This window comes from Erythrobacter sp. S267, from assembly GCF_057365045.1.
Map to the genome: position 1 here is coordinate 939,532 of NZ_CP200298.1, position 25,276 is coordinate 964,807.

Annotated in this window: 23 protein-coding genes, 1 tRNA gene and 1 pseudogene; 6 read left to right on the forward strand and 19 right to left on the reverse strand. The window is 60.6% G+C overall.

All coding sequences use genetic code 11. The features are described 5' to 3' along the window. Nucleotide 1 precedes the first annotated feature (1 nt). The 5 genes from AC0V6X_RS04285 to cpdR all read right to left on the reverse strand — a co-directional run bounded on the left by AC0V6X_RS04285 (nt 2) and on the right by cpdR (nt 4,352). Nucleotides 2-1,660, reverse strand: a complete 1,659-nt coding sequence (locus AC0V6X_RS04285; protein WP_486183354.1) for a GNAT family N-acetyltransferase — start codon at nt 1,658-1,660, stop codon at nt 2-4. A 27-nt stretch (nt 1,661-1,687) separates the two neighbouring features. Then, nucleotides 1,688-2,908, reverse strand: coding sequence for an NADP-dependent isocitrate dehydrogenase (locus AC0V6X_RS04290; RefSeq protein ID WP_486183355.1), 1,221 nt, complete (start codon nt 2,906-2,908; stop codon nt 1,688-1,690). Between the two features lie 167 nt (nt 2,909-3,075). Then, on the reverse strand, nt 3,076-3,531 hold the full coding sequence (locus tag AC0V6X_RS04295) for a hypothetical protein (protein ID WP_486183356.1): 456 nt from the start codon (nt 3,529-3,531) through the stop codon (nt 3,076-3,078). Between the two features lie 137 nt (nt 3,532-3,668). Next, nucleotides 3,669-3,743: transfer RNA gene (locus AC0V6X_RS04300), tRNA-Val, on the reverse strand. Nucleotides 3,744-3,962: 219 nt separating this feature from the next. Next, nucleotides 3,963-4,352 carry a cell cycle two-component system response regulator CpdR gene (gene cpdR / locus AC0V6X_RS04305; protein WP_486185510.1) on the reverse strand — a complete coding sequence of 130 codons (390 nt, stop codon included), beginning with the start codon at nt 4,350-4,352 and terminating at the stop codon, nt 3,963-3,965. Between the two features lie 232 nt (nt 4,353-4,584). Here cpdR and AC0V6X_RS04310 point away from each other — a divergent pair, with 232 nt between their 5' ends. Beyond that, on the forward strand, nt 4,585-5,577 hold the full coding sequence (locus tag AC0V6X_RS04310) for an N-formylglutamate amidohydrolase (protein ID WP_486183357.1): 993 nt from the start codon (nt 4,585-4,587) through the stop codon (nt 5,575-5,577). A 288-nt stretch (nt 5,578-5,865) separates the two neighbouring features. Here the strand turns inward: AC0V6X_RS04310 and AC0V6X_RS04315 are convergent, their stop codons facing one another. Together AC0V6X_RS04315 and AC0V6X_RS04320 are read right to left on the reverse strand one after the other, a co-directional pair. Beyond that, complete coding sequence (locus AC0V6X_RS04315) at nt 5,866-6,687, reverse strand: SapC family protein (RefSeq protein ID WP_486183358.1); 822 nt, start codon at nt 6,685-6,687, stop codon at nt 5,866-5,868. A 167-nt stretch (nt 6,688-6,854) separates the two neighbouring features. Continuing rightward, nucleotides 6,855-8,295 (reverse strand): annotated as a pseudogene (locus AC0V6X_RS04320) (FAD-binding oxidoreductase). Between the two features lie 193 nt (nt 8,296-8,488). Between AC0V6X_RS04320 and AC0V6X_RS04325 the strand changes: the two are divergent. Next, nucleotides 8,489-9,094 carry a hypothetical protein gene (locus tag AC0V6X_RS04325; protein ID WP_486183359.1) on the forward strand — a complete coding sequence of 202 codons (606 nt, stop codon included), beginning with the start codon at nt 8,489-8,491 and terminating at the stop codon, nt 9,092-9,094. Nucleotides 9,095-9,280: 186 nt separating this feature from the next. Continuing rightward, a complete protein-coding gene (locus tag AC0V6X_RS04330) occupies nt 9,281-10,723 on the forward strand; it encodes a DEAD/DEAH box helicase (protein WP_486183360.1) in 1,443 nt (480 codons plus the stop codon). 88 nt (nt 10,724-10,811) lie between these two features. Here AC0V6X_RS04330 and AC0V6X_RS04335 read toward each other — a convergent pair whose 3' ends face one another. Next, nucleotides 10,812-13,115 (reverse strand): UvrD-helicase domain-containing protein, encoded by a 2,304-nt coding sequence (locus tag AC0V6X_RS04335; protein WP_486183361.1) that lies wholly within the window; start codon nt 13,113-13,115, stop codon nt 10,812-10,814. 254 nt (nt 13,116-13,369) lie between these two features. Here AC0V6X_RS04335 and AC0V6X_RS04340 point away from each other — a divergent pair, with 254 nt between their 5' ends. Beyond that, nucleotides 13,370-13,732, forward strand: a complete 363-nt coding sequence (locus AC0V6X_RS04340; protein WP_486183362.1) for a hypothetical protein — start codon at nt 13,370-13,372, stop codon at nt 13,730-13,732. Here the strand turns inward: AC0V6X_RS04340 and rsmD are convergent. The 3 genes from rsmD to AC0V6X_RS04355 are packed head-to-tail and all read right to left on the reverse strand — an operon-like array spanning nt 13,729 to nt 16,242. After that, nucleotides 13,729-14,280 (reverse strand): 16S rRNA (guanine(966)-N(2))-methyltransferase RsmD, encoded by a 552-nt coding sequence (gene rsmD / locus AC0V6X_RS04345; RefSeq protein ID WP_486183363.1) that lies wholly within the window; start codon nt 14,278-14,280, stop codon nt 13,729-13,731. The genes AC0V6X_RS04340 and rsmD overlap by 4 nt on opposite strands. Further along, entirely contained in the window at nt 14,280-15,056 is a 777-nt protein-coding gene (locus AC0V6X_RS04350; protein WP_486183364.1) for a pseudouridine synthase, read from the reverse strand. Before AC0V6X_RS04350 ends, rsmD begins: the two co-directional genes overlap by 1 nt. Before the next feature lie 10 nt (nt 15,057-15,066). Beyond that, nucleotides 15,067-16,242 (reverse strand): aromatic ring-hydroxylating oxygenase subunit alpha, encoded by a 1,176-nt coding sequence (locus AC0V6X_RS04355; RefSeq protein ID WP_486183365.1) that lies wholly within the window; start codon nt 16,240-16,242, stop codon nt 15,067-15,069. A gap of 73 nt (nt 16,243-16,315) precedes the next feature. Between AC0V6X_RS04355 and AC0V6X_RS04360 the strand changes: the two genes are divergently transcribed. Further along, nucleotides 16,316-17,650, forward strand: a complete 1,335-nt coding sequence (locus AC0V6X_RS04360) for an AmpG family muropeptide MFS transporter (protein ID WP_486183366.1) — start codon at nt 16,316-16,318, stop codon at nt 17,648-17,650. 108 nt (nt 17,651-17,758) lie between these two features. Here AC0V6X_RS04360 and AC0V6X_RS04365 read toward each other — a convergent pair whose 3' ends face one another. The 6 genes from AC0V6X_RS04365 to AC0V6X_RS04390 all read right to left on the reverse strand — a co-directional run bounded on the left by AC0V6X_RS04365 (nt 17,759) and on the right by AC0V6X_RS04390 (nt 23,556). Beyond that, a complete protein-coding gene (locus tag AC0V6X_RS04365; protein ID WP_486183367.1) occupies nt 17,759-19,069 on the reverse strand; it encodes a bifunctional folylpolyglutamate synthase/dihydrofolate synthase in 1,311 nt (436 codons plus the stop codon). Nucleotides 19,070-19,074: 5 nt separating this feature from the next. Beyond that, nucleotides 19,075-19,926 (reverse strand): acetyl-CoA carboxylase, carboxyltransferase subunit beta, encoded by an 852-nt coding sequence (gene accD / locus AC0V6X_RS04370; RefSeq protein WP_486183368.1) that lies wholly within the window; start codon nt 19,924-19,926, stop codon nt 19,075-19,077. Between the two features lie 11 nt (nt 19,927-19,937). Continuing rightward, the gene (gene trpA / locus AC0V6X_RS04375; protein ID WP_486183369.1) at nt 19,938-20,720 is read right to left on the reverse strand and encodes a tryptophan synthase subunit alpha; all 783 of its coding nucleotides are present in this window, start codon (nt 20,718-20,720) and stop codon (nt 19,938-19,940) included. Beyond that, nucleotides 20,717-21,271: an endonuclease domain-containing protein gene (locus tag AC0V6X_RS04380; protein WP_486183370.1), complete on the reverse strand. Its 555-nt coding sequence runs from the start codon at nt 21,269-21,271 to the stop codon at nt 20,717-20,719. The genes trpA and AC0V6X_RS04380 overlap by 4 nt, the downstream gene beginning before the upstream one ends. A 433-nt stretch (nt 21,272-21,704) precedes the next feature. Beyond that, nucleotides 21,705-22,922: a tryptophan synthase subunit beta gene (gene trpB, locus AC0V6X_RS04385; RefSeq protein WP_486183371.1), complete on the reverse strand. Its 1,218-nt coding sequence runs from the start codon at nt 22,920-22,922 to the stop codon at nt 21,705-21,707. Next, nucleotides 22,915-23,556 carry a phosphoribosylanthranilate isomerase gene (locus AC0V6X_RS04390; RefSeq protein WP_486183372.1) on the reverse strand — a complete coding sequence of 214 codons (642 nt, stop codon included), beginning with the start codon at nt 23,554-23,556 and terminating at the stop codon, nt 22,915-22,917. Before AC0V6X_RS04390 ends, trpB begins: the two co-directional genes overlap by 8 nt. A gap of 95 nt (nt 23,557-23,651) precedes the next feature. On the opposite strand from AC0V6X_RS04390, the gene AC0V6X_RS04395 reads away from it, so the two are divergent. Then, complete coding sequence (locus AC0V6X_RS04395) at nt 23,652-24,107, forward strand: hypothetical protein (RefSeq protein ID WP_486183373.1); 456 nt, start codon at nt 23,652-23,654, stop codon at nt 24,105-24,107. 18 nt (nt 24,108-24,125) lie between these two features. Here AC0V6X_RS04395 and pyrF read toward each other — a convergent pair whose 3' ends face one another. Both pyrF and AC0V6X_RS04405 read right to left on the reverse strand, forming a co-directional pair. After that, nucleotides 24,126-24,800 (reverse strand): orotidine-5'-phosphate decarboxylase, encoded by a 675-nt coding sequence (gene pyrF, locus AC0V6X_RS04400; RefSeq protein ID WP_486183374.1) that lies wholly within the window; start codon nt 24,798-24,800, stop codon nt 24,126-24,128. After that, complete coding sequence (locus AC0V6X_RS04405; RefSeq protein WP_486183375.1) at nt 24,797-25,210, reverse strand: LapA family protein; 414 nt, start codon at nt 25,208-25,210, stop codon at nt 24,797-24,799. Before AC0V6X_RS04405 ends, pyrF begins: the two co-directional genes overlap by 4 nt. Between the last annotated feature and the right edge of the window lie 66 nt (nt 25,211-25,276).

A 25,276-nucleotide genomic window follows, 5' to 3' on the forward strand; every position in this document is an offset into this window, starting at 1 on the left:
GTCATCCGCCGCCATGACCGCGCGCGCCAGAAATATCCGAAGCCTCTGGAAGATCGGGCGAGGGCGGACCATCTGTCTCGCCCAGAGGGTCAGATATATTGCCAACGCGCTTGTCCCATTTGACCTGGTAGAGATCAAAGCGGCGGTCGGCGAGGTTCTGCACGGTTCCCTCTGCGCGCGCCCATTGCAGGTCGGCAAGGTTGACGTCGCTGATGGTCAGCGTTTCGACATTCTCGCTTGCCTCTGCTGCGATGCCGTCGCGGGCGAAGGGAAAGTCGCACGGGGTAAGGATGCAGCTCTGCGCGTATTGAATGTCCATATTGGCGACATTGGGCAGGTTGCCGACATTGCCACTCATCACGACATAGCATTGGTTTTCAATCGCGCGGGCCTGCGCGCAATACCGCACTCGCATATAGCCTTGGCGGCTATCGGTGCAGAAGGGCACGAAGATGATCCGCGCGCCTTCGTCGACTAGCCTGCGGGCAAGCTCTGGAAATTCGCTATCGTAGCAGATGAGCACCCCGATAGGGCCGCAATCGGTCGGGATGGCGTCGATGGAATCGCCGCCCTTTATGTTCCACCAATAGGCCTCATTCGGGGTCGGGTGGATCTTCTCCTGTGCGTAGATCGACCCATCGCGCAGGCACACGTAAGCGACGTTGTGGATATCGCCATCAGGCATACGCGTGGGGTGTGATCCACCGATAATGTTGATGTTGTAGGCGAGCGCCATTTCTGACAGTCGTGACCGGATGCGCGGCGTGAACTCCGACAGCGTCTCAATCGCTTCCTGCGGGCTTAGCACATCCTCCTGCGCAGAGAGCAGCATCAGAGTGAACAGCTCCGGAAACACGATGAAGTCGCTTTCGTAATCCGCTGCAACATCAACGAAATACTTCACCTGCTTCATAAATTCATCGAAGTCTTTGACCGCGCGTGCCTGCAATTGGCAGGTCGCAATCCGCACGCCTTCGACATCGCGGGGCAAGCGGTGCTTCTTGGGCGCGTCTCCATCGACATAAGGGTTGCGCCAGACCATGCGCACCGCGTTGCCACGGCTCGCTTTGTCCTCAGGCAGATACTTGGGCAGGATGCCCGCCGGCTCGAACCCATTGGCGAGCTGGAAGCGCAGCACCGGGTCGTGGACCTTCCCTTCAAGGATCAGATCGAGATATTCAGCCGGGTTTTCCGCGCGGTTGGTCTTGCGCCGCTTGGCCCGCGCATAACCCGGCATCCGCCCGCCGAAAACGATGCCAGTCAGGTCCAGCCGCTCTGCCAGAGCGCGGCGTTCCTCATACAGTCGGCGTCCCAGCCGCGTCCCGCGCACTTTGGGATCGACGCAAAGTTCATAGCCATAGAGCCAGTCGCCCGTCGGATCATGGCGCGAGCCAAACCCATTGCCGGTCACCTCGTCCCAGGTGTGATCCGACAGAGCGACTTTCTCATCCAGCCGCATCGACGCGCAATATCCGACGATCTTCCCGTCGAGCACCGCAACGAAGCAGCCTTGTGCGAAGTTGTTGATCTGCCCGCGAATCTCGCCCTGAGTGTAGGCGGGCAGGTCGTCATAAGCGCGGCGAACCAGGTCGCCGATGGCGCGCACATCCTTGAGCTTGGCTTGCCGGACTTCCAGCCGGGCCTTTGATCCGTTCGCCATGCTCTCAATCTGCGCTGAGCCTGAATGTCAGGCCCAGTTCGCCATCTCCTTTTCAAGGTTCTGCACAATCGCCTCGAAGAACTGCTCGGTCGTGAGCCAGTTTTGCGAGGGGCCGATCAGCAGCGCCAAATCCTTGGTCATTTGGCCGTTCTCGACCGTTTCAATGCAGACCCGCTCCAGCGTCTCGGCAAAGCGGACCACGTCGGGCGTCTCGTCAAACTTGCCGCGATACATCAGGCCGCGCGTCCACGCGAAGATCGAGGCAATCGGGTTGGTCGAGGTCGCCTTGCCTTGTTCGTGCTGGCGGAAGTGGCGGGTGACAGTGCCGTGCGCGGCCTCTGCCTCGACCGTCTTGCCGTCAGGCGTCATCAGCACCGAAGTCATCAGGCCGAGCGAGCCGAACCCTTGCGCAACCGTGTCGGACTGCACGTCGCCATCATAGTTCTTACAAGCCCAGACGAACTTGCCCGACCATTTGAGCGCGGATGCGACCATGTCGTCGATCAGGCGGTGCTCATAGGTGATGCCGGCTTCCGCGAACTTGTCGGCAAACTCGTTGTCGAACACTTCCTGGAACAGGTCTTTGAAACGCCCGTCATAGGCTTTCATGATCGTGTTCTTGGTCGAGAGGTAAACCGGCCACTTGCGGTCGAGACCGTAGTTCATCGAGGCGCGCGCAAAGGCGCGGATCGAATCGTCGAGGTTGTACATCGCCATCGCGACGCCGGAGCTTTCAAATTCGAACACTTCGAGGTCGAGATTGGTGCCGTCTTCGCCCTCGTAAACAAGGCGCAGCTTGCCCGGACCCGGGATCAGCGTGTCGGTTGCGCGATATTGATCGCCAAATGCGTGACGGCCAACCACAATCGGGTGGGTCCAGCCCGGAACCAGACGCGGAACGTTGTCGATCACGATCGGCTCACGGAAGACGACGCCGCCCAGAATGTTGCGGATCGTCCCGTTGGGGGAGCGCCACATTTTCTTCAGGTCAAACTCTTCAACGCGCGCTTCATCAGGCGTGATAGTCGCGCATTTCACGCCCACGCCATGCTCTTTGATGGCATTGGCAGCGTCAATGGTGATCTGGTCGTCCGTCTCGTCGCGCTTTTCGATAGAGAGGTCGTAATATTTCAGGTCGACATCGAGATAAGGCAGGATCAAACGCTCCCGGATCCACTGCCAGATGATCTTCGTCATCTCATCGCCGTCGAGCTCGACAACGGGGTTCTTAACCTGAATTTTTTGCATGGCTGTTGCCTTCATCCTTTTGGCTGATTCCACACAACAGAACTGTCTGATGTGATCCCTCACGCGCGCTCTAGCAGAGGTGGAGCGGGGTGCAAGTGGGTCACGGAAAAGGGGCGGCGCTTCGCTTGGAAACGCCGCCCCATTGGTGTCGGTCTAAAGCTGTGTGGTTACTCGCCCATCCGGCGCGTTTCGAGGATGTGCTCGCTTGCCACAAGTGAGGCAAAATCGGCTCGGTTGATCGGAATAGTCTCACTCTCATCCCAAGTGATATTGGAAAGATCGCCGCGCAGATCATTGAGGCTGCCATCAGGCTCTGGCCAGGCGCCGCTTTCCGTGACGACCATGACGCGGTCGTCGCTAACTTCGACGACCTTCATCAGACCGTAAGCGCTGGAGACTTCGTCGGTTCCGGTGCCAAACTCATGGATCGAAAACTCATCCAGCTTTGCCGCCCAGAGGTCACCAACCGCGGGGTCAGCGAGATAGGGGTCGAGCGCAGCCGCGGAATAATCGCCGTCCGCACCGGTTTCGGTGGCTGGAGCCGCATCACAAGCAGCCAGAAACAGAGCCCCGCTGGCAGCCACAAGGCTTGCAGTGCATGTTTTGAAGATAGATCGTTTCACTTTACCCTCCCGATGAAATTTTTCGGCCTTTGACAAGGGTTTGTTAGCCCAGACGCGCCGCGTCAACACCTGTTACAATCATTTGCAGGTGGAAACGTGGCATTTGCAGGTCGAAAAAACGGGAGAGAAGGAGATGATGGTGGGCGTACCAAGATTTGAACTTGGGACCCCTACGATGTCAACATAGTGCTCTACCCCTGAGCTATACGCCCGCACCATCATCTTGAGGCTCAACAGCGGCGAACACAAAGTTGTCGCTGCGAGAAGCGGCGCGTTAGCGAAAGCTCGAAAGGCTTGCAAGCGATTCGGTGCTGTTTTTGAGGTTTCCGTAGCCACCCGCTCCCTCCACCCTTCCACCCGGATTGTCACACCGGGCTATGATCCGGGTGGAAGGGTGGAGGGAGCCGGCGGCATGGCCGCCGTCAAAAGCGTTACACCGAAGCCTGACGCTGCTCTTCGAATACGCGTTCCACTTCCAGCACAAGATCGCGCAGATGGAATGGTTTGGAGAGCACTTTTGCATGCGGCTGCTCTCGGCTTGCGCGCAGGGAAACAGCTGCGAATCCGGTGATGAACATCACTTTGGTGCGCGGAGAAATCTCTGCACAGCGCTGGGCCAGCTCAATTCCGTCCATTTCGGGCATAACGATGTCGGATAACAGCAGGTCAAACTCCTCCGCTTCAAGCAGGGGAACCGCTTCTGTACCGCGATCAACGCTCTTAACCTCGTAGCCCGCATTGACGAGGGCGCGTTCGAGATAGCTGCGCATGGCTTCTTCATCCTCGGCAAGGAGGATTCGTGGGGGGAGGTTGACGCTCATGAAGGTGTGATAGCGCCATTCGCTTAAGAAATCTTTGGCGTTCACCCCGGTTGCCCTGCTTTGAGACGGGCCTGTCGAAGCGGTTATCATACAGACTTAACGTGCAGCGCATTGCGCAGCGCGCCAGATGAGCGACACTGAGGCTTTGACTCCCACGAGGAAAGTGGGCAGCAAAAGCGTGATGTCGGTCCCAACCTCTTCTCCTGCATACCCAATTTCCAGGCTTACTTCGATGGGAAGCGCCGATGATTTCGCGGTTTCGCGGGGTGGATCGGTCGCGGGCTTTGTCGATCCTGACGCGAGTATCGGGGGCGATGTAAGGGGCGGGGCGTTTCTCCACGTCACTCCAAAGGCCATGCCGCTGCCGGTGTTGATTTCCGTACCGCATGCAGGGCGCGCTTATCCCGGTGAGGTTCTGGCCGATATGCGCGATGCGGGGCAGGCGCAATTGAGGCTGGAGGATCGCTATGTCGATGCCGTTGGCGTCGAAGTGGCCCGCGCGACGGGTACCGGTCTGCTGATGGCAGAGGCACCGCGCGCAATGCTGGACCTCAACCGCTCGGCTGAAGATGTGGATTGGGAGATGATCTCTCCCAAATCCCATCGGATGCGCCGACCCCAACCCCAGTCACAGGCAGCGCCGGGCGGCAAAAATGCTCGCGCGCGCAGTGGGTTAGGGCTGGTACCACGGCGTCTTCCCGGTTTTGGTGAGGTCTGGCGCTCAAAACTGCCGAATGCCGAATTGGAGCGGCGGATTGACCAGATTCACCGCCCCTATCACGAATTTCTGTCAGCAGAATTGTCCCGCATTCGCGACGAGTGGGGAGCGGCTCTGCTGATCGATTTGCACTCCATGCCGCCCTTGCGACGGCCCAGCGGAGAGCAACGCGCGCCGCAGATTGTGCTGGGTGACCGCTATGGCTCATCCTGCCACAGCGTTCTCTCCTCGCGCGCCTTCCGCTATCTCGACGCGCAAGGATGCTGCGCGTGGCACAATCGGCCCTATTCTGGCGGTTATGTGCTGGACCGCCATGCCAAGCCATCGCGCGGCATTCATTGCATGCAGGTGGAGCTGTGCCGTTCGACCTATCTCAATGCGGCTTTGGCTGAGCCAGTACCGGCGCTTAAGGACATGGCCGAACTGCTGGCGGGCCTGGTGCGAGAGCTAGGCGCACAAACCGCGCGGCTCGGATCGCAAGGGCAGATGGCGCAGGCGGCGGAGTGATTTTGAGCTTTTCCGCATAGGTCGCAGAGGTCAAAACGGATGTCTTGATCGCACCCACAAAAAAGCCGCCTCGTGCGGTTAAAGGGGGGGGGGGGGGGAGCACGAGGCGGCCAGGTTCAGGGAGGAAAACGTCCAAAAGGACGCATCCAGGTCGGCTCATGAGGGGATAGCCGACCATGTTTCCAAAATAGGAAAGGGCGACCTACGTTCAAGCCGTAGGCCGCCCTTAGTATATCGTTACTGGTGGCTTTTGCGCGAGGCTTTGCGCCCAGCCCAATTAGACTTCAATCAAGCAACCTGAGTCGGCACCTTGCCCGCAGCGCTCTGCTTTTCGAAGACATTGCGCATCACACGCAGCGAGAACAACTGTGCGTGCATCAGCATCAGCATGCCGTTCTTGTTGAGTGTTTCAACGGTCGCAGCGTCCAGTTCGCGCAGCTTTTCTTCATTGACCATCTGGAAACCGGTGTAGCTGAACGGCTTGTCCGGCATGTCGTTGCGAGTGATGTCGAAACGACCGTCGCGCAGCAGGTCAAGCTTCTTGAGCTCTTCCATAAACTCCTTCGTGCGTTGCCCTGCTTCTTCAAACCGGCGGCAGAATTCGAGCACGCCATTGGTGTAGTCGGTCGGAACCTTCTCAGGCATTTGCTGGCCTGCTTCGGCGAATTTCGCTTTGTCTTCGTCGGTAGGCTCACGGAACAGCTCCTGGCCTTCGTCCTGCTTGCCAACGACGCCGGATTGCGGGTCAAAGCAGAGCGACATTTCGTCGCTGTCCTTTTGCAGCTTGGCGAGGATGAAGGGGTAGCGGCTGATATAAGCGGGGGCGTAATTCCCCTGCTCAAACTTGTTGTCCTCATCCACGAAGACGTTGACGCCTTCATTCAGGCCCATCAGCGCGATCGGAAGCGGGTTCTCGCCGCTCGTGAAAACGATCGGATAGCAGCGGGCTGCATCGACGAATTCGTCGCAGGTCAGCGGAATCGCGTGGGTGTTGGCAATGAAAGATGCGTCCGGGAAGCTCGTGACCTTGTAATCACCGTGGTCGCGGCTGTTGAGCGGAAGCAGGTCTTGATAGAACAGCGGAAGTTGCGGCTGCGGCGCGGTGGCCATGAATTCTCTCCGAAATGAGGAAGTGATAAACTGTTGCGCGCTCTTCAGCTCAGCGACGATTTGCGGTGCAAAACATCCCTCGTGAAGCTCACGATGGCGGGCGCTTTAGGCGTTCGCGGCGATACGTGCAAGCGCGCGGGGGAAGTCAGGCGGCATATGGGGTTTTTTTAGGTAGGTGGAACGAGCTTGCCCGGATTGAGCAAGCCGTGGGGGTCGAGCGCGTCTTTCACCTGCCGCATCATGGAGAGCGCGACGGGATCGCCCAGCCGACCAAGCTCGGTCACCTTCATCTGTCCGATGCCGTGTTCAGCGCTGATCGACCCGCCCCATTCGGTTACAAGGTCATAGACCTGCGAGCTGACGACTTTACCCTCATTCTCCTCCCACACGCCCGGCACTGCACCTTTTGGCGCAAGGACGTGGAAGTGGACATTACCGTCGCCCAGATGGCCAAAGGCCGCCACTTTGGTGCCGGGATGGGCGGCTTCGATGGCGGGCGAGGCGGCAAGGATGAATTCAGGCATACGCTCAACCGGCACAGAGATATCGTGCTGCATGGCCGGTCCCAGCGCCCGCTCAGCGGCGGAGATCGAAATCGCGCAGGGTCCAGAAATCCTCGGCCTGCCGCTCATTGCTGGCAATGACCGCATCGGCGAGCAGATCTTCCTGCGCCGCGGCCATAAGCGCGTTCTCCAACCGCTCCCGCAGCGCCGTATCGTCTCCATCGACTGCCACACATTCGATCAGCGCGTTCCAAGCGTGCTTTTGCTGCAAGGGAGAGCGCGCATCGGGCAGGTGGGCAAGAACGCTGTCGAGGCAGTGGGCAGGCACCACCTCAAACCCTTCAAGAGTGTCGCCCAGCGCGCGGTCAACCCGGCGCAGCAATGCGCGCGCATCGGTAATTGAGGCGAGGCCGACCCAAGCGGTTGCACGGGCGCGCGGCGCAGGCAGCAACCGCAAGGTCGCAGCGGTGACGATGCCGAGCGTCCCCTCCGACCCGATCAACAGCTGCTTCAAGTCAAAGCCGCGATTGTCTTTTTTGAGCACGGTCAGCGCATCGAACAAGCTGCCGTCGGCCAGTACCGCTTCGATCCCCAGCACCTGCGCGCGCATCGTGCCGTGGCGCAGAACCTGCGTTCCGCCTGCGTTGGTTGAGACAAGCCCTCCGATCGTCGCGGATCCCTTGCCCCCCAGCGTCAGGGGGAAGCGCATATCCTTAGCCTCAGCCGCTTCTTGAAAGGTCTGGAGAATGACGCCAGCCTCGCACACCGCTTGACCTGCTCCTGCATCAAGCGAGCGGATCGTGTTCATCCGGCGCATGGAAAGGATGATTGAGGCTCCGCTTGCGTCGGGAGTGGCGCCGCCCGCCATGCCGCTATTGCCGCCTTGGGGAACGATGGGCACGCCGTGCTTGGCGCAAAGCTTCACCAGCGCGGCGACTTCAGCGGTTGAGGCCGGGGCCGCCAGACCCAGTGCCGCTCCCGAATAGCGCCCACGCCAATCGGTCAGCCATGGGTCCAGATCCTCCGTCATAGTGGTGAAACCCTTGGGGCCCAGCAATTCAGAGGCGTCTTGGCAAAAGATATTGGTGCGAGTCTTGGTCGTCATCATTGTTGCGCTCATGCCACACAATAGCGCGAATACGCTATCGGTAAATCGTGTGACGGGGCAGGGTTAAGCCAGCGTTCAATCGCAAACGCTAGCTGTTGCGACCACTGCACGGGGGCGTTTGTGCAAAGTTTGCATGCAAGCGTCCAGTCGGCCGTCCAGTGATTTGTCGGAAGGAAACCAACACACCGCCATGCCCAGCCTGCTTCCCTTTGCAGCGCCCTTCGCTTTGCTGCTCCCTTTGTTGGGGCAGAGCAGCGTGGTTGTGCCTGTCGGAGGAACAGGATTGCTGAATGCGGGCGAGGAACTGACCTCCACGACGCCTGACAATGAACATCCGCCGGAAAGCGAAGAGCAGGCCGCTTCGCAGAGCGATATTAATCCGCTGAGCGCCTTCTATGCCTCGCAGAACGTCAATCAGGTGCGCATCCAGCAACGCGTTACGATCCGCATTTCTCCGCGTCGCCCGTCGACCCGTAATGAGCTTTTCGCTGATCTGCCTGCCAATGGCATTCCGGCCGATTTCGAAGAGCGGGAGATGGCGCGCTGTGTCCCCGTCTCTGGCATCGCCGCTGTGCAAACTGGCAACGGCAATCGGCTGATCCTGTACCTGCGCGATGATCGGATTGTGACCATCAATCTGGAACGATCCTGCCGTGCGCGCGATTTCTACTCCGGCTTTTATGTAGAGCGGAATGCGGATGGTCAGCTGTGCGTTGACCGCGACCTTCTCCAATCGCGCAGCGGCGCGAAATGCGAGATTGAGCGGATGCGGCAATTGGTCGCGGTGGAAGACTAAGCCCTTACTCGGTAAGCGCCTTAGACTGCGAAAGCGCCGCTCTCCCAGCGTTTCCCTAGGGCATTCCTTGACTTTTCAGCCATTTTTCGCCAATCGCCGCTCGACTGTCTGCACGGGGCGACTGCGCAGACACATTGGTTTATCCGCAGCGTCCAGCGCTGCCCTTATCCGGACATTTTGACCCGCATGACTTTTGCCGATCTCGGCCTATCTGACGAATTGTTGAAAGCGGTTGAAACCGCTGGATACACTGAGCCCACCGCAATCCAGGCCGAGGCGATCCCCGCCGTGCTGATGATGAAAGACATCATCGGCATCGCCCAAACAGGGACGGGCAAGACCGCCAGCTTTGTGCTGCCAATGATTGACGTCATGGCTTCGGGTCGCAGGCGGGCTTTGATGCCGCGCTCGCTGATCCTTGAACCGACGCGTGAGCTGGCAGCGCAAGTCGCTGAGAATTTTGAGAAATACGGGGCGAACCACGATCTGAAAATGGCGCTGCTGATCGGCGGCGTGCAGATGGGCGACCAGCTCAAGACGCTGAACGAAGGCGTCGACGTGCTGATCGCGACGCCGGGCCGGTTGATGGACCTGTTTGAGCGGGGCAAGATCCTGCTAAACGGCTGCGAATTGCTGGTGATCGACGAAGCCGACCGGATGCTCGACATGGGCTTCATCCCAGATATCGAATTCATCTGCGACAAGCTGCCAGAGACGCGTCAAACGATGCTGTTCTCGGCCACTATGCCGCCTCCGATTGAGAAGTTGGCGAAGACGTTCCTCAACAATCCCAAGCGGATAGAGACGGCGCGCGCCGCTTCCACCAATCAGGACATCACCGCGTTCAAAGTGCCGGTCAAGGCGCGGCAAAAGCGCGATACGCTCGAATGGCTGCTCGCCAATGACCATATCGAAACAGCGATTATCTTCGCCAACCGCAAGACGACCGTGCGCGAGCTTAACAAGCATCTTCAGAAGCGCGGTTTTGCCAGTGGCGAGATTCATGGCGACATGGATCAAAGCTCACGCCTGAAGGAATTGGACCGGTTCAAATCGGGTGATGTGAATATCCTCGTCGCCTCTGATGTTGCCGCGCGCGGGCTCGATATCAAGGGCGTCAGCCACGTCTTCAACTTCGACACGCCATGGCACCCGGATGACTATGTTCACCGGATCGGGCGCACGGGACGGGCAGGGGCCAAGGGCCGCGCCTTCACTCTTGTCGCGGATGAAGACGCGGAAGCCATCGACAATGTCGAAAAGCTGACGGGCGCCAAGATCAAGGTGTTCGGCAAAGAAGACGTGCGGGTTGAGCTCGCCGATCCTTCCGAGCGCAAATCGAAGCCCAAGGCCAAGTCTGACGAAGCGTCTGAAAGCGCTCCTTCGGATGACGATGCGCCAGCGCCCAAGAAGCCTCGCTCGCGCCGTGCAAAGCGCGATGACGACGCGTCAGACTCGAAAGCCGAAGCGCCTGCACCCAGTCCCAAGCGCCGCGAGAAATCCGACGCTGCGGCTGAAAAGCCCGAGCCCAAACCGCGCCGCCGCAAACGCGACGAAGATGATGCTCCAACCGAGCCGGGCGAATGGAACGGCCCCAAGCCGGGCTTTCTGGACTTTGGGGCTGGCTGAGCCACCCGTTACGCTGGTGGCACGGCCTTAAGCTCAGCATTGCCGAATATCCCGGAGCGGATCGAAGTGATCGGCAGTGCTCTAACGCCTAGCCAACCACCGTCACAAAGCTGTCGATCACGCGCTTTTCGCCTGCGCCTTCGAAATTGATCGTCAGTTTGTTGCCTTCCTGATCGATGACGCAGCCTGTGCCGAATTTTGCGTGCTCAACCATCGCGCCGATGGCGATGTCGGAGCGGGCGGGGGCGGCGAAGCTGGCGGCGCTGCGGCCGGGTTCGGCGACGCGCTGTTGCTTGGTTTCGTAGCCGCTCTCGATTGCTCTGCGCCATCCCGGACCGCGCGACTGGGCGCGTTCTGGCCGGTCTCTTGCGACATGGGCGAAGGGGTCTTCGTTCTCGCTCCAATTGGCCTGCCATAAAGACGCGCCGCCGGTCAGCGTTGTTTCCTGATCGATATGTTCTTCAGGCAATTCTTCGATAAAGCGCGAGGGGATGGAGCTGGTCCATTGGCCGTAAATCCGCCGGTTTGCCGCATGCAGGATCGTGCAGCGCCGCCGCGCGCGCGTGATCGCAACGTAAGCGAGGCGGCGTTCTTCTTCGAGGCTGGCGAGGCCGCCTTCGTCAATCGCACGCTGCGAAGGGAAGACGCCTTCCTCCCACCCCACGCAAAAGACATGATCGAACTCCAGCCCCTTTGCGGCATGGATCGTCATGATCGTGACGGTTTCCTCTTCATCGCCGCGGTCATTGTCCATGACGAGGCTGACATGTTCGAGGAAATCGCCGAGCGTCTCATACTCCTCCATCGCGCGGGCGAGTTCGGAGAGGTTCTCCGCACGGCCGGCGCTTTCGGGCGAGCGGTCCTTGGCGAGCATGTCGTTATAGCCGCACTCGTCCAGCACGAGGCGAAGGAGGTCCGCCGGAGACATCTCCTCCACCGCCTCACGCCAGGCGAGGAATTGCCGCAACAATCCGCCAATGGTGTTCGCCGCCCGCGTCGGCAGCTCGTCGCTATCCGCCAATTGCAAGGACGCCGCCGCCAAAGGCAGGCCGGATTTGCGCGCATGGCTGTGCATCCGCTCAAGCGTCTTGGAGCCAAGCCCGCGCTTGGGTTGGTTGTAGATCCGCTCAAACGCCAGATCATCCTGCGGCTGCGCAATGACGCGCAAATAGGCGAGGGCGTCGCGAATCTCGGCCCGCTCGTAAAAGCGGAAGCCCCCGATGATGCGGTAATTGATGCCGGTCTGGATGAAGCGGTCTTCGAACTCGCGGGTTTGATACTGCGCGCGCACGAGAATCGCGACCTGATCGAGCGATGCGCCTTCGCGTTCGAGCCGCTCAATCTCCTCACCCACTTTGCGCGCTTCTTCGGGCGCGTCCCAGACGCCGATCACCTTCACGGTGTCGCCGCCATTGGTCTCGGTCCACAGCGTCTTGTCATGCCGCTCAGAATTGGCGCGGATCAGGCCGGAGGCAGCGCCTAGAATATGCGGAGTGGAGCGGTAATTCTGCTCCAACCGGATCACAGCGGCGCCCGGAAAATCCTTTTCAAACCGCAGGATATTGGCAACCTCTGCGCCGCGCCATGAATAGATCGACTGGTCGTCATCGCCGACCACGCAGATATTCTTGCGCGTCTGAGCGAGCAGCCGCAGCCATAGATACTGGACAGCATTGGTGTCCTGATATTCGTCGACGAGGATGTATTTGAAACGCTGCTGATATTCGGCCAGCACATCAGTGTGAGCGCGGAAGATGTTGAGCACATGCAGCATCAGATCGCCGAAATCGCAGGCATTCAGCGCCTTCAAGCGATCCTGATAGAGCTGATAGAACTCTCGGCCCCGGCCATTGGCAAAAGCCTCACTCTTACCTGCATCAAGGTCATCGGGGTTCAGCCCGCGGTTTTTCCAGCGGTCGATCAGCCCGGCAAGCTGGCGCGGAGGCCAGCGCTTCACATCCTCATCATTGTCGGTGATCAGCTGCTTCAAGAGCCTGATCTGATCGTCCGTGTCGATGATCGTGTAATTCGATTGCAGCCCGACCAGCTCTGCATGGCGGCGAAGCATCTTGGCGCAGATCGAGTGGAAGGTGCCGAGCCAAGGCATGCCTTCACCGGGATTGCCCAAATGCCCCTCAACCCGCTCACGCATTTCGCGCGCGGCTTTGTTGGTGAAGGTGACGCAGAGAATCTCGCTCGGCCAGGCGCGGCGGGTTGCCACCAAATGCGCAAGGCGAGCGGTCAGCGCAGCGGTCTTCCCCGTGCCAGCGCCCGCCAGCATCAGCACCGGTCCCTCGGTCGTCAGCACAGCCTCACGCTGCGGCGGGTTCAGCCGCGCGGCATAGGCTGGGACGTTCTGCTCAGCCGAGGGTAGGGGGACAACATTGGTCATAAAGCGTGATGCGAACAATTAGAGAACAATTGACAGAGAGGCAACCTTGCATATCTCCGCAGTGAACGCATCTTGCGCGGACGCAGTCTCCCCCGATTTCGCCCCGATTTTCGACCTATCGCGTTTTGGCGTCGCCTCCCGCTCACCTGTGCGAGGGGCGCGATGCGGGGCGTGCAGATGCCTTTGCAGCCAGCGCCGACCCTGCCATCACGGCACTCGTTCGTTGCGCTTGGAACCAACCAAAGGAGCATTCCATGCGTCAATCTCATTACCTCTTATTCGGAGTCGCCGCTGTGGCGCTCACCTACGTCGCCGCTTCGCCAGGAATGGCGCAGGCGCCCGACGCAGCAGAGGTGTCCACTCCCGCTGATCCGACCATGACTGAGGAGCAACAGGCCGAACACGACAGCTGGCCCCCGGAAAAGCAGAGCGAATATGCTGTCTGGCCGGCAGAGACCAAGGGCTATTACTGGTCGCTCTCTGCTGAGCGTCAGAAGATGTTCTGGGCCTTGGCCAATTCGGACAAGATCGCGCTCACCGCGATGACGGGGCCGGAGCGGGACGCGGCCTGGGACCAGATTGAGGCGCGCGCTGGCCCACCTCCTTCTGCGGGCTAAGCGGCTCTTTCCAGCTGCAAAAGCCACAACTTCGCCTTGCCGACCTTGCGCTCAGATTCCACGCTGAGCCCCTTGATCTGCGGTGTCTCCTTGACGCTCGTTTCCAGAGCGATCCAGGTGGCATCGCCGATCCAGCCCAACCGCAACAGCCGGTCGAGGGCAACCTCGCCCGCGTTGGTGAAATAGGGAGGGTCGGCAAGGATGAGGTCGTAGGGTTGCGAAGCGGCCCTGAGCGCGGTCGCTGACCCTGCATCCACCGCCGCCCGGTCGCGTGCGCGCAGCGTTGCAACATTGGCGCGGATCGCGTCGAGGGCGGGGCGGTCTTGCTCAACGAACAGACAATGCGCTGCCCCTCTGGACAGCGCCTCCAACCCCAGCGCGCCTGACCCTGCGAAGAGATCAGCGACGCGCAATTCCTCAAAGCTGCCAAGCCTGCTGGTCAGCATCGAAAATAGCGTCTCGCGCGTGCGGTCGGCGGTGGGCCGGGTCGCATCGCCCTTGGGCGCCGTCAGCTTCCGCCCGCGCCATTCGCCAGCGATAATCCGCATTACTTCGCGCCTTTCAGTGAAGCGCGGAAGCGGTCGAGGTCGCCGGTGCGGATGCGCGCGGCCTGACCCCGGCCAAGCTCTCCCAACAGGAACGGCCCGTATGCCACCCGGATCAAGCGGTTCACTTTGAGCCCGAGATATTCGAGCACCCGGCGCACCTCGCGATTCTTACCCTCGGTGATGGTCATCTCGATCCACTTGTTCTTGCCTGATGATCCCTGTTCAAGGTTGGCGTCGATTGAGCCATAGCGCACGCCTTCGATCTCGACGCCCTCACTCAGAGCTTCAAGTTGATCCTGCGTCACATCGCCAAAGGCGCGGGCGCGGTAGGTGCGCGGGATGCCAGACGAAGGAAGCTCCATCTGCCGCTTCAGCCCGCCATCATTGGTAAGCAGCAGCAGCCCTTCGGTGTTCATGTCCAGCCTCCCAATGGGCATCACGCGCGGGGCGTCCTTTGGCAGGGCATTCACCAGTGCAGAGTAAATCGTCGCACGCCCCGCCGGATCACGTTCCGCGGTGAGGAGACCGGTGGGCTTGTTGAAGGCAAACAGCTGCGTCGGCTCTGGCCCTGCGACCAGCTTGCCATCGACGCTGACGCCTTTGAGGCTGGTGAGGAAGGTTGCGGGCGTTGTAACCGGCTTGCCGTCCAGCGTGATGCGTCCGGCTTCGATCATCCGCTCAATCTCGCGCCGCGACGCGACACCAGCGCGAGCGAGCAATTTGGCGATGCGGTCGCCTTCTGGGCGGTCTTCGGACTTTTTGGGGTTGGTTGGCATGGAGCGCGCTTTAGGCGCTCAAGGCTCCTTGCACAATCGCATCAAAGCGCGCGATCCCGCCTTCCAGCGTGCCGAGGGTGAGTTCCTTGACCGCGCCGCTCTCCAGACCCTGCTGGCCCAGCTCTGCTGCGCGGAAGTCTTCGGAGGCAAACACCCCGCCATCGAGCAGCTTCCAGGACCGCTCCCAATGGTCGCGCGCTTTGTCCGTCGTCGGTTCTTCCGCGATCAGCATGAAGTCCTCAACCAGCGTCAGATCATGCGCCTGCGGCATCAGCACCATCACGTTGACGTAATCGGGGCTGGGCACGATCACAGTCGCAGGCAGCAGTTGATAGGCGAAGGTCACGAGTTTGCGCATCGCCTCCATATCGCTGAGGTCCACGCCCTCCATCTCCTCCAAGCGGCCAACGGCAGAGCGCATATGCGGCCCGACACTGTCGCCCGCTGTCACCCCGTCCTTGAAGAACGGCCCGATCGTGTTCGCGTGGAGGCGGGTCACGTGATAGCTTTCAAGGAAGGCGTCCATGATCAGCTTCCAATTGCCTTTGACCGTGTGAGTCTTGCGGCGGAAGAGATGCGCGTCCGGCATTCCGAAGGCGGCGAAATCCTCGCTCACCCGCGCGGCATCAGAGAAATCGGCACCTTCTTCGGGCGCAAACCAGATCAGCCCGCCTGCTTCCAGACTGGGCAGCTCCACCAGACTGTGCTTGGCCTTATCGAGGCCGGGGAAGGTTTCGGGCCGGGGCAGGGCGAGCAGCTTGCCATCGAGCTTATAGGTCCAGGCGTGATAGGGGCAGACAAGGCGAGCGGCGCATTGCACCTCTTCTCCCTCGACGAGCCGAGTGCCGCGATGGCGACATACGTTAAGGAACACATGGGCCCTGCCGTCCTTGTCGCGCGTGATGAGGAGCGGTCGCCCGGTGTCGTCATGCGGCACCGCCATTCCGGGTTCGGGCAGCAAGGCGCTTGGCACCAAGACTTGCGGCAGCCGGTCGAACAGCTTGGCTTTCTCAAGCGCAAAGTGATCCGGGCAAGTGTAGCGGCTCGCCGGGACCGTCTGTCCGGGCTGGCCATCGCGCCATTCGCCGCGCCGAACCTCTTCCGCGAGCGCCAATTGCCCCTCAGTCGGTCGCAAAACCGGCTTGGGCGTTTCTTCGCGGGGTAAATCTGTTGTCGGAGCGTTCATGACGGCTTCCTTATCCCTCTCACCTGCGGCTAGTGTTGCACGAATTGACGGGATCACAAAAGGATAAGGGCGAATGAGCGACACCGCTACCGGTACAAGCGAGCGCGGAGGCCTGTGGGGTGCGATCAAGCCCTATCTGGAGAAAGAGGCGCTTGCCGCTTTTCTGCTCGGCGTGTCCTCAGGCTTTCCTTTTGCGCTGCTTGCGGCGACGCTGACGACGCGATTGGCGCAGGACGGGATCGAGAAATCGACCGTCACTGCCTTCACGCTGGTCTTCCTCAGCTACAATTTCAAATTCCTGTGGGCGTGGGTCGTCGATTCCGTTCGCTTGCCGGTGATCGGGCGGTTGGGCCTGCGCGTTTCGTGGATGCTGGTGGTTGGCGTGCTGGTGATTGCGGCGGTGTTCAACCTCGCTTTGGCAGACCCGAAGGAGGACATCGCGTGGGTTGCGATCTCCGCCATCATGCTGGGCGCTGCGGGCGCCACCTTTGACATCATCATCGATGCCTACCGGATTGAGACATTAAAGCCGTACCAGCTGGGCGTTGGTTCGGGCATGAGCCAATATGGCTGGCGGATCGGCGCGGCAGGGGCAGGGGCCGTTGCGCTGATCGTGGCGGCGCGCACTGACTGGTCGATTGCTTACATGGCATGCTCGGTCTTCGCTCTGCCCGCAATGATCACAGCGCTTATTCTGGGCGAGCCTCCCCGGCACCGCCCGCCTGCCAAGCGCACGACAATCACCGCCAAGGCGCGCGCGATTGCCGACCCTTTCATCGAATTTCTGGGCCGCAATGGCGGTTTGCTCGTCCTGCTGTTCATCCTCGTCCACAAGATTGGGGACACGCTGGCTAACCTGACCTTCCGGCTGCTGTTCGAAGATCTTGGCTACACCAATGATGAGATCGCGATTTATGACGTGGGTGTCGGCTTTTGGGCGCTGATTATCGGCGTGTTTGTCGGCGGGATAATCTATGCGAAGCTCGGCCTCAAGAAATCCGTGCTGATCGCGCTGGTCCTGATGGCGGTTTCGAACCTGAGCTTTGCGGGACTCGCTGCGCTCGGCCACTCCAATATCGGCATGGCAGGCGCCATCGGGTTTGAGAATTTCGCGAGCGGTTATGGCGGTGTCGTCGTCGTCGCCTACTTCTCGGCCCTGTGCGACCTGCGCTTCACAGCGGCGCAATATGCGCTGATATCGGCAGGGGCGAGTATCGTCGGCAGGTTGCTGACCGGCACCACGGCAGGCGGGCTGATCGAGTGGATGGGATATGTGAATTTCTACGTTCTCACCACCGTGCTCGCCTTCCCCGGCATCGTCCTGTTCTGGTGGATGATGCGCAACGGTCTCGTCGATGAAGCGATGGGGACTGCTGGTAAGGAAGAGGCTCCACCGAAAGAGGCCTAGTCCCGGCTTGCTGCGAAAGCAGTAAGCCCGCGCCCGCCCACGCGTCTTTTGTTGTTTGGGGCGGGGGCGCTGCCCCCACCTAGGCGGCCGCTTTGCAACGTTCGGGCCTTAGTCCGGCACCTCGTCATTCAACCGCAGCGCCTCGCCCGCGAGGTAGAGCGAGCCTGCGATGAGGATGGGGTAGCCGTCGTCAGGGACGTTGAGCAGTGCGTCTTCGAGGTCGGCGCGCGCCACGGCCTCGGGGCCAAAGGCGCTTGGCGGATGGTGGTCGTGGCCGGGTACTGGCACCACTGAAAGGCTGCGGATCCGGTCACCCAGCGGATCAAGCAAAGCGCGCGGATTCTTGTTGTCGAGCATGCCGAGGACGAGGTGAAGCTGGCTTTCCAGCGCCTCGGCTATTGCCTTGCCAGCGCTGGGGTTGTGGCCACCGTCGAGCCAGACCCTTTGGTCAGGTGCCAGAGCGGTCAGAGGCCCCTCAGACAAAAGCTGCATGCGGGCGGGCCAAAAAGCCTTTGACGTACCCTCAATTATGGCTTCCTTGCTCGCACTCACTTTGTCTTGTGTAGCAAGCATGGCGGCGGCGAGGCTGGCATTGAAGTGCTGGTACTCACCGCACAAAGAAGGATAAGGGACAAGTAAATCGATGTCTGGATGGCCCAGAATGACGATGTGGCCCTCTCCAATCCATGCTCGACCATAGTCATAGTGGATCGCATGTTTGGCGTCGGAAACGGCACGGATGGCGGCTTGCGCCTCGAGTGGGTATTGGCTCCCCATCGTGACCAGCGGCACGTGCCTTTTTGCAATCCCCGCTTTCTCAAACGCGATCCGCGCCATCGGCTCTTTCGGCACCCCTTCCTCAGGCGCCAACAGGAACCGCTCATGATCCAGCCCCAATGCCGCGATTCCGCAGGCCGCAACGGCCTCGGGCTCCAGCACATTGGTCGCATCGAAACGCCCTCCGAGGCCCACTTCAACCACGCAGGCGTCGGCGGGGATGCGGGAGAAGGCGAGGAACGCTGCGGCGATGGTGACTTCGAAGAAGCTTGGTCCCAAGTCCTCGCCCCCCAGTTCACTGGCATCCAGCACCTCCTCCAGCAACTCAGCCAGAGGGCCATCTTCGATCAACCTGCCCGCGATCCTGATCCGCTCATTATAGCGCACCAGATGGGGGGAGGTGGTGACATGCACACGCTTACCATCCGCCTCCAGCATCGCGCGCAGGAAAGCGCAGACCGAGCCTTTGCCGTTGGTCCCAGCGACGTGGAAGACGGGGGGGAGCTTGCGATGAGGGTTGTCCAGCCGCTCCATCAGAGCGCGGATCGTCTCCAGCCCGAAACGCCCTTGCGGGACGCTCAGCCGCGAGAGCCTATCGAGCTGTCTCTGAACGCGCGGGTCGTCGGACCGCCCGAAATCCATAGCGCTCAGGCCGCCTCGGCAGGCTGCATGTAACCCAGCACCTGCGCCAGAGTCTCTTTCAGCTCCGCCCGAGGCACGACCATGTCGACCATGCCGTGCTTGTGGAGATACTCGGCGCGCTGGAAGCCCTCGGGCAACTGCTCGCGGATCGTGTCCTGGATCACGCGCTGTCCGGCAAAGCCGATGAGAGCGCCCGGCTCGGCAATGTGGATGTCGCCCAGCATTGCATAGCTCGCCGTGACGCCGCCGGTCGTCGGGTCGGTGAGGACAACGATATAGGGCAGGCCCGCCTCCTTCAGCCGCCGCGTCATCACGGTCGCCCGCGGCATCTGCATCAGCGAGAGGATACCCTCCTGCATCCGCGCGCCGCCCGCCGCCGTCACGACGATATAGGCGCATTTGCGGTCCAGAGCCTTCTGCGCGCCCTGACAAAACGCCTCACCCACGGCCATGCCCATAGAGCCGCCCATAAAGGTGAAATCCTGAACGCCAACCACCGCCGGCTGCCCGCCAATCGAGCCTGATCCGGTGACATATGCGTCCTTATGCGGGCTTTTGGCGCGCGCGGCCTTGATCCGGTCGGTGTATTTCTTGGAGTCCTTGAACTTTAGCGGGTCTTCCTTGACCTCGGGGATCGGCAGCAGCTCAAACCCTTTATCCATCAGCAGCGCCAGCCGCGTGTCGGCGCCTATGCGCCCATGATGGTCACATTTCGGGCAGACATGGAGGTTCTCTTCATATTCCTGGACGAAGAGCATTTCCTGGCAATTAGGGCACTTGATCCAGAGATCTTTCTCAGTGCTCGTCTTCTCGGCACCAAAGCCAAGCGAATTGCGGACGCGGGTCAACCAACTCATCTGTGTATCCCTTAAGAACGGGCTGCGCGCATAGCTTCAACCATGCTGCTTGTCAGCTCTTGTAGCTTGGCCGGGGCCTCATCGCCAAATTCGCCGACGATGTCCACGAAGGCAGAGCCGACGACGACCCCGTCTGCGTGGGCAGCAATCTCGGCTGCCTGTTCCGGTTTGCGCACGCCAAAGCCGACCGCGACGGGTAGATCAGTGGCCGCTTTCAACGCCGCTACAGCCTCTTCGATGGAGCCCGCCGCTGCCTGTTGCAGTCCGGTGACGCCCGCGACCGAGACGTAATAGAGGAACCCGCCCGACCCATCGAGCACTTGCGGCAAGCGCGCCGCATTCGTCGTGGGCGTAGCGAGGCGAATGGGCGCAATGCCAGCCTCACGCAGAGCGGGGCCGAGCGCGTCGTCCTCCTCAGGCGGAATATCAACGCAGATAACGCCATCAACGCCCGCGCCCTTGGCGGCCTTGGCAAACCATTCCGGCCCGCGGCGCACCATCGGATTGGCATAGCCCATCAGGACCAGCGGCACGTCCGGGTGGCGTTCGCGGAAGTCGTAAGCAATTTGCAGCACATCGGCAGTGGTCGTCCCCTTGGCGAGGGAACGCAGATTGGCGCTCTGGATAGCGGGGCCATCCGCCATGGGATCGGTGAAGGGCATGCCCAGCTCGATGACATCGGCTCCGCCCGCAACCAGCGCGTCGAGGTTTGCGCCCGTGTCGCCATCGCCAGCGGTGATGAAGGCGACGAAAGCGGCGTGGGGTTTGGAAAAGGCGGATTGGAGGCGGGTCATGGTTGCGTTCCCCCCTCCCTAACCCTCCCCCCTGAAGGGGAGAGGGAATCAGTAGTGCCAGACGACAAAGCCCCCTCTCCTTTAGGGGAGGGGGTTGGGGGAGGGGGACACCCTTGCAGCTCAGTCACAACGCCAGAAATTCTGCTCAAAACCCCGTCCATATTGTCCATCACATCCGAATTCGAAAACCTGATCACCCGGTATCCCTGTATTTCTAGACTGCGCGTTCGTGCCGCGTCCTGAGCCTCTTGGCCTGCATGGGTTTCCCCATCAAGTTCAATCACCAATTTCGGGTCATTCGCCGCAAAGTCAGCGATGTATTGTCCAATCACTTTCTGCCGCCGAAACTTGATGCCGAGCAATCGTCCCGCGCGAAGCCGATTCCACATTCGGCGCTCCGGCTCTGGCATGAGCTTGCGCATGTGCTTGGCGCGGTCTGTGAGTTTCGGATCGCGCATCTGCCTCTCGCTTGCCTCTATCGCCTCTCCCAACCCTCTCCCCCTAAAGGTGAGAGGGCTAGTGCCCTCCCTAATGCTTGTGCACCCTGTCATCCCCAGCGCAGGCTGGGATCCAGGGCAGTAAGCGCCGAGTTTTGCCGCTCTGGACACCGGATCAAGTCCGGGATGACGGCTGTGGCTGGGGTGGAGAAGGCGTTAGCGAGGCGGGTCATTGGGGCCCATAAACTGTCTTGTGATGAGAATGATTGTGGGCGCAATAAATAGACCGGCCGCAATCACCCAAAAAAGCGGGCCAAGCGAAAATTCCCTGTATCCTGTCAGATCGCTGACAAGCAGGAATATGATGTAGAAGCCTAATAGAGTTAACGAACCACCGAAATACTTCCAGAACCTGCTCACATCTCCACTCCCGTCACAAAATCTTCGTCATTGCGATCGAAGCAAAGCAATCCAGGGCCAAGCACTCTGACGCTCTGGGTTGCCGCGCCGCTTCGCGGCTCGCAATGACGAGAAAGAAAGAGACTCATTAGATCTCCACTCCCAGCTTCTCCGCCACTGTGAAGATGTCCTTGTCGCCTCGTCCGCACAGATTCATCAGGATGATCTTGTCCTCATCCATCTGCTTCGCGCGGTCGGCGACGGCGGCGATGGCGTGGCTGGGTTCTAGGGCGGGGATGATGCCTTCGGTGCGGCACAGGAGTTGGAAGCCGTCCAGTGCTTCCTCATCCGTCACGGCGGTGTATTCGACACGGCCGCTTTCTTTCAGCCAGGCGTGCTCCGGGCCGATGCCGGGATAGTCGAGACCGGCGCTGATCGAGTGGCCTTCGGTGATCTGGCCGTCTTCGTCTTGCAGCAGATAGGTCTTGTTGCCGTGGAGCACGCCGGGCGCGCCGCCGAGCAGGCTGGCGGCGTGTTCGTCTCCATCAAGGCCATGCCCTGCCGCTTCGACGCCGAGCATTTTGACTTCCGGGTCGTCGAGGAAGGGGTGGAACAGGCCGAGCGCGTTGGAGCCTCCGCCAATGCAGGCGACCAACAGATCTGGGAGTCGGCCAGTCCGTGACTGCATTTGCGCGCGGGCTTCGGTGCCGATCACGCTCTGGAAGTTGCGCACCATCTCAGGATAGGGGTGCGGACCGGCGGCGGTGCCGATGATGTAGAAGGTGTCGTGGACATTGGCGACCCAGTCGCGCAGGCCCTCATTCATCGCGTCTTTGAGCGTCGCGCCGCCGCTGGTGACGGGGACGACTTCCGCGCCGAGCAGCTTCATGCGGAACACATTGGGGGACTGCCGCGCGACATCCTCTGCGCCCATATAGATGACGCAAGGCAGGCCGAAACGTGCACAGACGGTCGCGGTTGCAACGCCATGCTGGCCCGCGCCGGTCTCGGCAATGATCCGCGTCTTGCCCATGCGCTTGGCGAGCAGGATCTGTCCGATGCAATTGTTGATCTTGTGCGCGCCGGTGTGGTTGAGCTCGTCGCGCTTGAACCAAACCTGTGCGCCCCCAAGAGCCTCTGTCAGGCGCTCGGCGAAATAGAGCGGGGAGGGGCGACCGACATAATGCTCAAGCAAGTCGTCGAACTCGGCCTGAAACGCAGGGTCTTGCTGGGCAGCGCGATACTCACGCTCTAGATCAAGGATCAGCGGCATGAGCGTTTCGGCGACATATCGGCCGCCGAACTCGCCAAAATGCCCGCGCTCATCAGGTTGATTGCGGAAGGAATTCGGAGTGTTCTCAGTCATAGCTTCGCGCGGCTTTGCAGAAGGCAGCGATTCTGTCCACGTCCTTGACCCCCGGCGGACTTTCCGTCCCCGAGCAGACATCAACCATGGGCGCGCCCGTCCGCGCAATGGCCTCAGCCACATTGTCGGGATCGAGCCCGCCCGCAAGGCCCCACGGCATGTCGAGATCAAGACCGGCGAGCAGCGTCCAGTCAAACCGCAGACCCATGCCGCCGGGCAATGCACCGGGCGGGGTCTTGGCGTCAAACAGGATGAGGTCGGCAGCGTCAATGTAGTCAGAGGCGCGGGTCACATCCTCCTTCGTCGCGACTGCGATGGCCTTCCACACCTTGACGCCATAACGCTCGGCAATCTCGGCGACGCGCTGAGGGCTCTCGCTGCCCTGCAATTGCAAGGCGTCGAGCGCAGTTGCCGCAAAAAGCTGGTCGAGGAAGGCGTCTTGCGGGTTCACGATCAACCCGACGCGGGTGATGCGGCCTTTCGCCTGCTGTGACAGCGCCGCCGCCTCTTCGATCGAGAGGTTTCGCGGGCTTGCTTTGTGAAAGATGAAGCCAGCGTAATTCGCGCCAGCCTCAACAACCGCTTCAAGGGCGTGGGCTTCACGAATACCGCAGATTTTGATGTCGGTCGTCATGCGTGGCGAGATAGGTGATTTCTCGCCCTATTGCTTGCCCTTTCACAAAAAATCCCTGAGCAGTACCACTTCGGCTTGTTTATCTGGGGGACCAAATGAAGCTCAATCTGTTCATCGCCGCTGTTTTCGCTGTCCTGCTGTCGGCTTGCAATCCGATGGCGCAGCTTGAAGGAGCGGACGAGTTTGTCGCCGACTATCATGAGATCTACAATTCAGGCGATGCGCGCGCACTCTATGGTAGGACTGCCGAAGAATTTCGCGATGTGACTACGCTGGAGCAGATGGATGAACTGGTCACGCTGGTCGATGATCGGATGGGCAAGGTCGAAAGCACAGAGCGAGCAGGCTTCAACATCAATGCCGAGAACGGGATCACCGTAACCACAGTCACCATGACAACCCAGTTCACGAAGGGAGAGGGGACCGAGACCTACACCTTCTACGGCACTGGAGAAGACCTGCGTCTGGTGGGTTGGAACGTGGATTCGCCCAACTTCTTGGCTGTTCCGCAAGAAGCTGTAACGATTGTCGAGGAAGAGCCCGCTGAATAGGGCTGACGTTTTGTTGGCCTAAAGCGTCGCTTCAATCGCACGCGCCGCGGCTTCAGGGTCTTCGGCGCGGCTGATTGGGCGACCGATGACGAGCACGCTGGCGCCATTGTCGCGAGCGGCTCTTGGCGTGACGACACGTTTCTGGTCTCCGGTGCCGCTTCCGGCGGGGCGCAGGCCGGGGACAACGAAGTAGCCGTCTTTCCACTCGGCGTGGACCTTGCCGACTTCCTTGCCTGAGCAGACGATCCCGTCGAGGCCCGCTTTATGAGCTAGCTCTGCCAGCCGCATCACCTGCGTTTCCGCGCTGCCATAGATGCCGGTCGCGGTGAGGTCAGACGAGTCCATGCTGGTCAGCGTCGTGACCGCGACGACCTTGCACCCTTCCGCCGCAGCCGCCTTCGCATCCTCCATCATCGCGCGTCCGCCGCTGGCGTGGACCGTCACGATCTTGGGTTCGTAAACGTGGATCGCCTGCATTGCGCCGGCGACCGTGTTGGGGATGTCATGGAATTTGAGGTCGAGGAACAGCGGCAGTCCCATATGCGCAATTTCATGGACGCCGTGGCCGCCATGCGCACAGAAAAACTCCAGCCCCAGCTTCACGCCGCCAATGTGGGCTTTCACCTTCTCGAGCAGCGCCTTCGCGGGCTCAATCTGCGGTACGTCGAGGGCGAGATAGACGGGGTTGCTCATGCAGATTTGTCGCTTGCTGGGGTGAGAGTTTCCCCCGGCTCTGCACCAACTGTCGGCAGGCTATCCGCAGGGTTCTCAACAGGTTTATCCACAGGCTCTGACGGGGCAGATGGGGTCACTGCCGTCTCATCGCTCGCCCGGCGATGGGCAAGCGCGTTGGACTTGATCGAGTTTTCAAGGCTGCGGATGCGGCGGCCCAGGCTCCACTTGATGCTGCGATGGTAGAGCCAAGTCGGAATGACGCCCAACAGCCAGAACACCAGAGCGATTACGCCTACCGGCCAGTCAAAGCCGATGGGGTCGTCCGACAGCCAGATCTTCACCCGTTGCGGCTCACCGTAATTGAGCATCACGAAAACAGCGACAAAAACCGCCAGCAGCACCCAGAGAATTGTTTTTACGATTTGCACTTTGTGTGCCCTTTCTCGTCGGCCCACTCAAAGGCGGCCTGCGATCCCTTTTATGGCACCAAATCT

Excerpts from the sequence above, each read along its gene's own strand:
- AC0V6X_RS04285 (WP_486183354.1), bottom strand. The coding sequence starts at position 1,660 with ATGGCGAACGGATCAAAGGCCCGGCTGGAAGTCCGGCAAGCCAAGCTC.
- AC0V6X_RS04290 (WP_486183355.1), bottom strand. The coding sequence starts at position 2,908 with ATGCAAAAAATTCAGGTTAAGAACCCCGTTGTCGAGCTCGACGGCGAT.
- cpdR (WP_486185510.1), bottom strand. The coding sequence starts at position 4,352 with ATGAGCGTCAACCTCCCCCCACGAATCCTCCTTGCCGAGGATGAAGAA.
- AC0V6X_RS04310 (WP_486183357.1), top strand. The coding sequence starts at position 4,585 with ATGGGAAGCGCCGATGATTTCGCGGTTTCGCGGGGTGGATCGGTCGCG.
- AC0V6X_RS04315 (WP_486183358.1), bottom strand. The coding sequence starts at position 6,687 with ATGGCCACCGCGCCGCAGCCGCAACTTCCGCTGTTCTATCAAGACCTG.
- AC0V6X_RS04325 (WP_486183359.1), top strand. The coding sequence starts at position 8,489 with ATGCCCAGCCTGCTTCCCTTTGCAGCGCCCTTCGCTTTGCTGCTCCCT.
- AC0V6X_RS04330 (WP_486183360.1), top strand. The coding sequence starts at position 9,281 with ATGACTTTTGCCGATCTCGGCCTATCTGACGAATTGTTGAAAGCGGTT.
- AC0V6X_RS04335 (WP_486183361.1), bottom strand. The coding sequence starts at position 13,115 with ATGACCAATGTTGTCCCCCTACCCTCGGCTGAGCAGAACGTCCCAGCC.
- AC0V6X_RS04340 (WP_486183362.1), top strand. The coding sequence starts at position 13,370 with ATGCGTCAATCTCATTACCTCTTATTCGGAGTCGCCGCTGTGGCGCTC.
- rsmD (WP_486183363.1), bottom strand. The coding sequence starts at position 14,280 with ATGCGGATTATCGCTGGCGAATGGCGCGGGCGGAAGCTGACGGCGCCC.
- AC0V6X_RS04350 (WP_486183364.1), bottom strand. The coding sequence starts at position 15,056 with ATGCCAACCAACCCCAAAAAGTCCGAAGACCGCCCAGAAGGCGACCGC.
- AC0V6X_RS04355 (WP_486183365.1), bottom strand. The coding sequence starts at position 16,242 with ATGAACGCTCCGACAACAGATTTACCCCGCGAAGAAACGCCCAAGCCG.
- AC0V6X_RS04360 (WP_486183366.1), top strand. The coding sequence starts at position 16,316 with ATGAGCGACACCGCTACCGGTACAAGCGAGCGCGGAGGCCTGTGGGGT.
- AC0V6X_RS04365 (WP_486183367.1), bottom strand. The coding sequence starts at position 19,069 with ATGGATTTCGGGCGGTCCGACGACCCGCGCGTTCAGAGACAGCTCGAT.
- accD (WP_486183368.1), bottom strand. The coding sequence starts at position 19,926 with ATGAGTTGGTTGACCCGCGTCCGCAATTCGCTTGGCTTTGGTGCCGAG.
- trpA (WP_486183369.1), bottom strand. The coding sequence starts at position 20,720 with ATGACCCGCCTCCAATCCGCCTTTTCCAAACCCCACGCCGCTTTCGTC.
- AC0V6X_RS04380 (WP_486183370.1), bottom strand. The coding sequence starts at position 21,271 with ATGACAGGGTGCACAAGCATTAGGGAGGGCACTAGCCCTCTCACCTTT.
- trpB (WP_486183371.1), bottom strand. The coding sequence starts at position 22,922 with ATGACTGAGAACACTCCGAATTCCTTCCGCAATCAACCTGATGAGCGC.
- AC0V6X_RS04390 (WP_486183372.1), bottom strand. The coding sequence starts at position 23,556 with ATGACGACCGACATCAAAATCTGCGGTATTCGTGAAGCCCACGCCCTT.
- AC0V6X_RS04395 (WP_486183373.1), top strand. The coding sequence starts at position 23,652 with ATGAAGCTCAATCTGTTCATCGCCGCTGTTTTCGCTGTCCTGCTGTCG.
- pyrF (WP_486183374.1), bottom strand. The coding sequence starts at position 24,800 with ATGAGCAACCCCGTCTATCTCGCCCTCGACGTACCGCAGATTGAGCCC.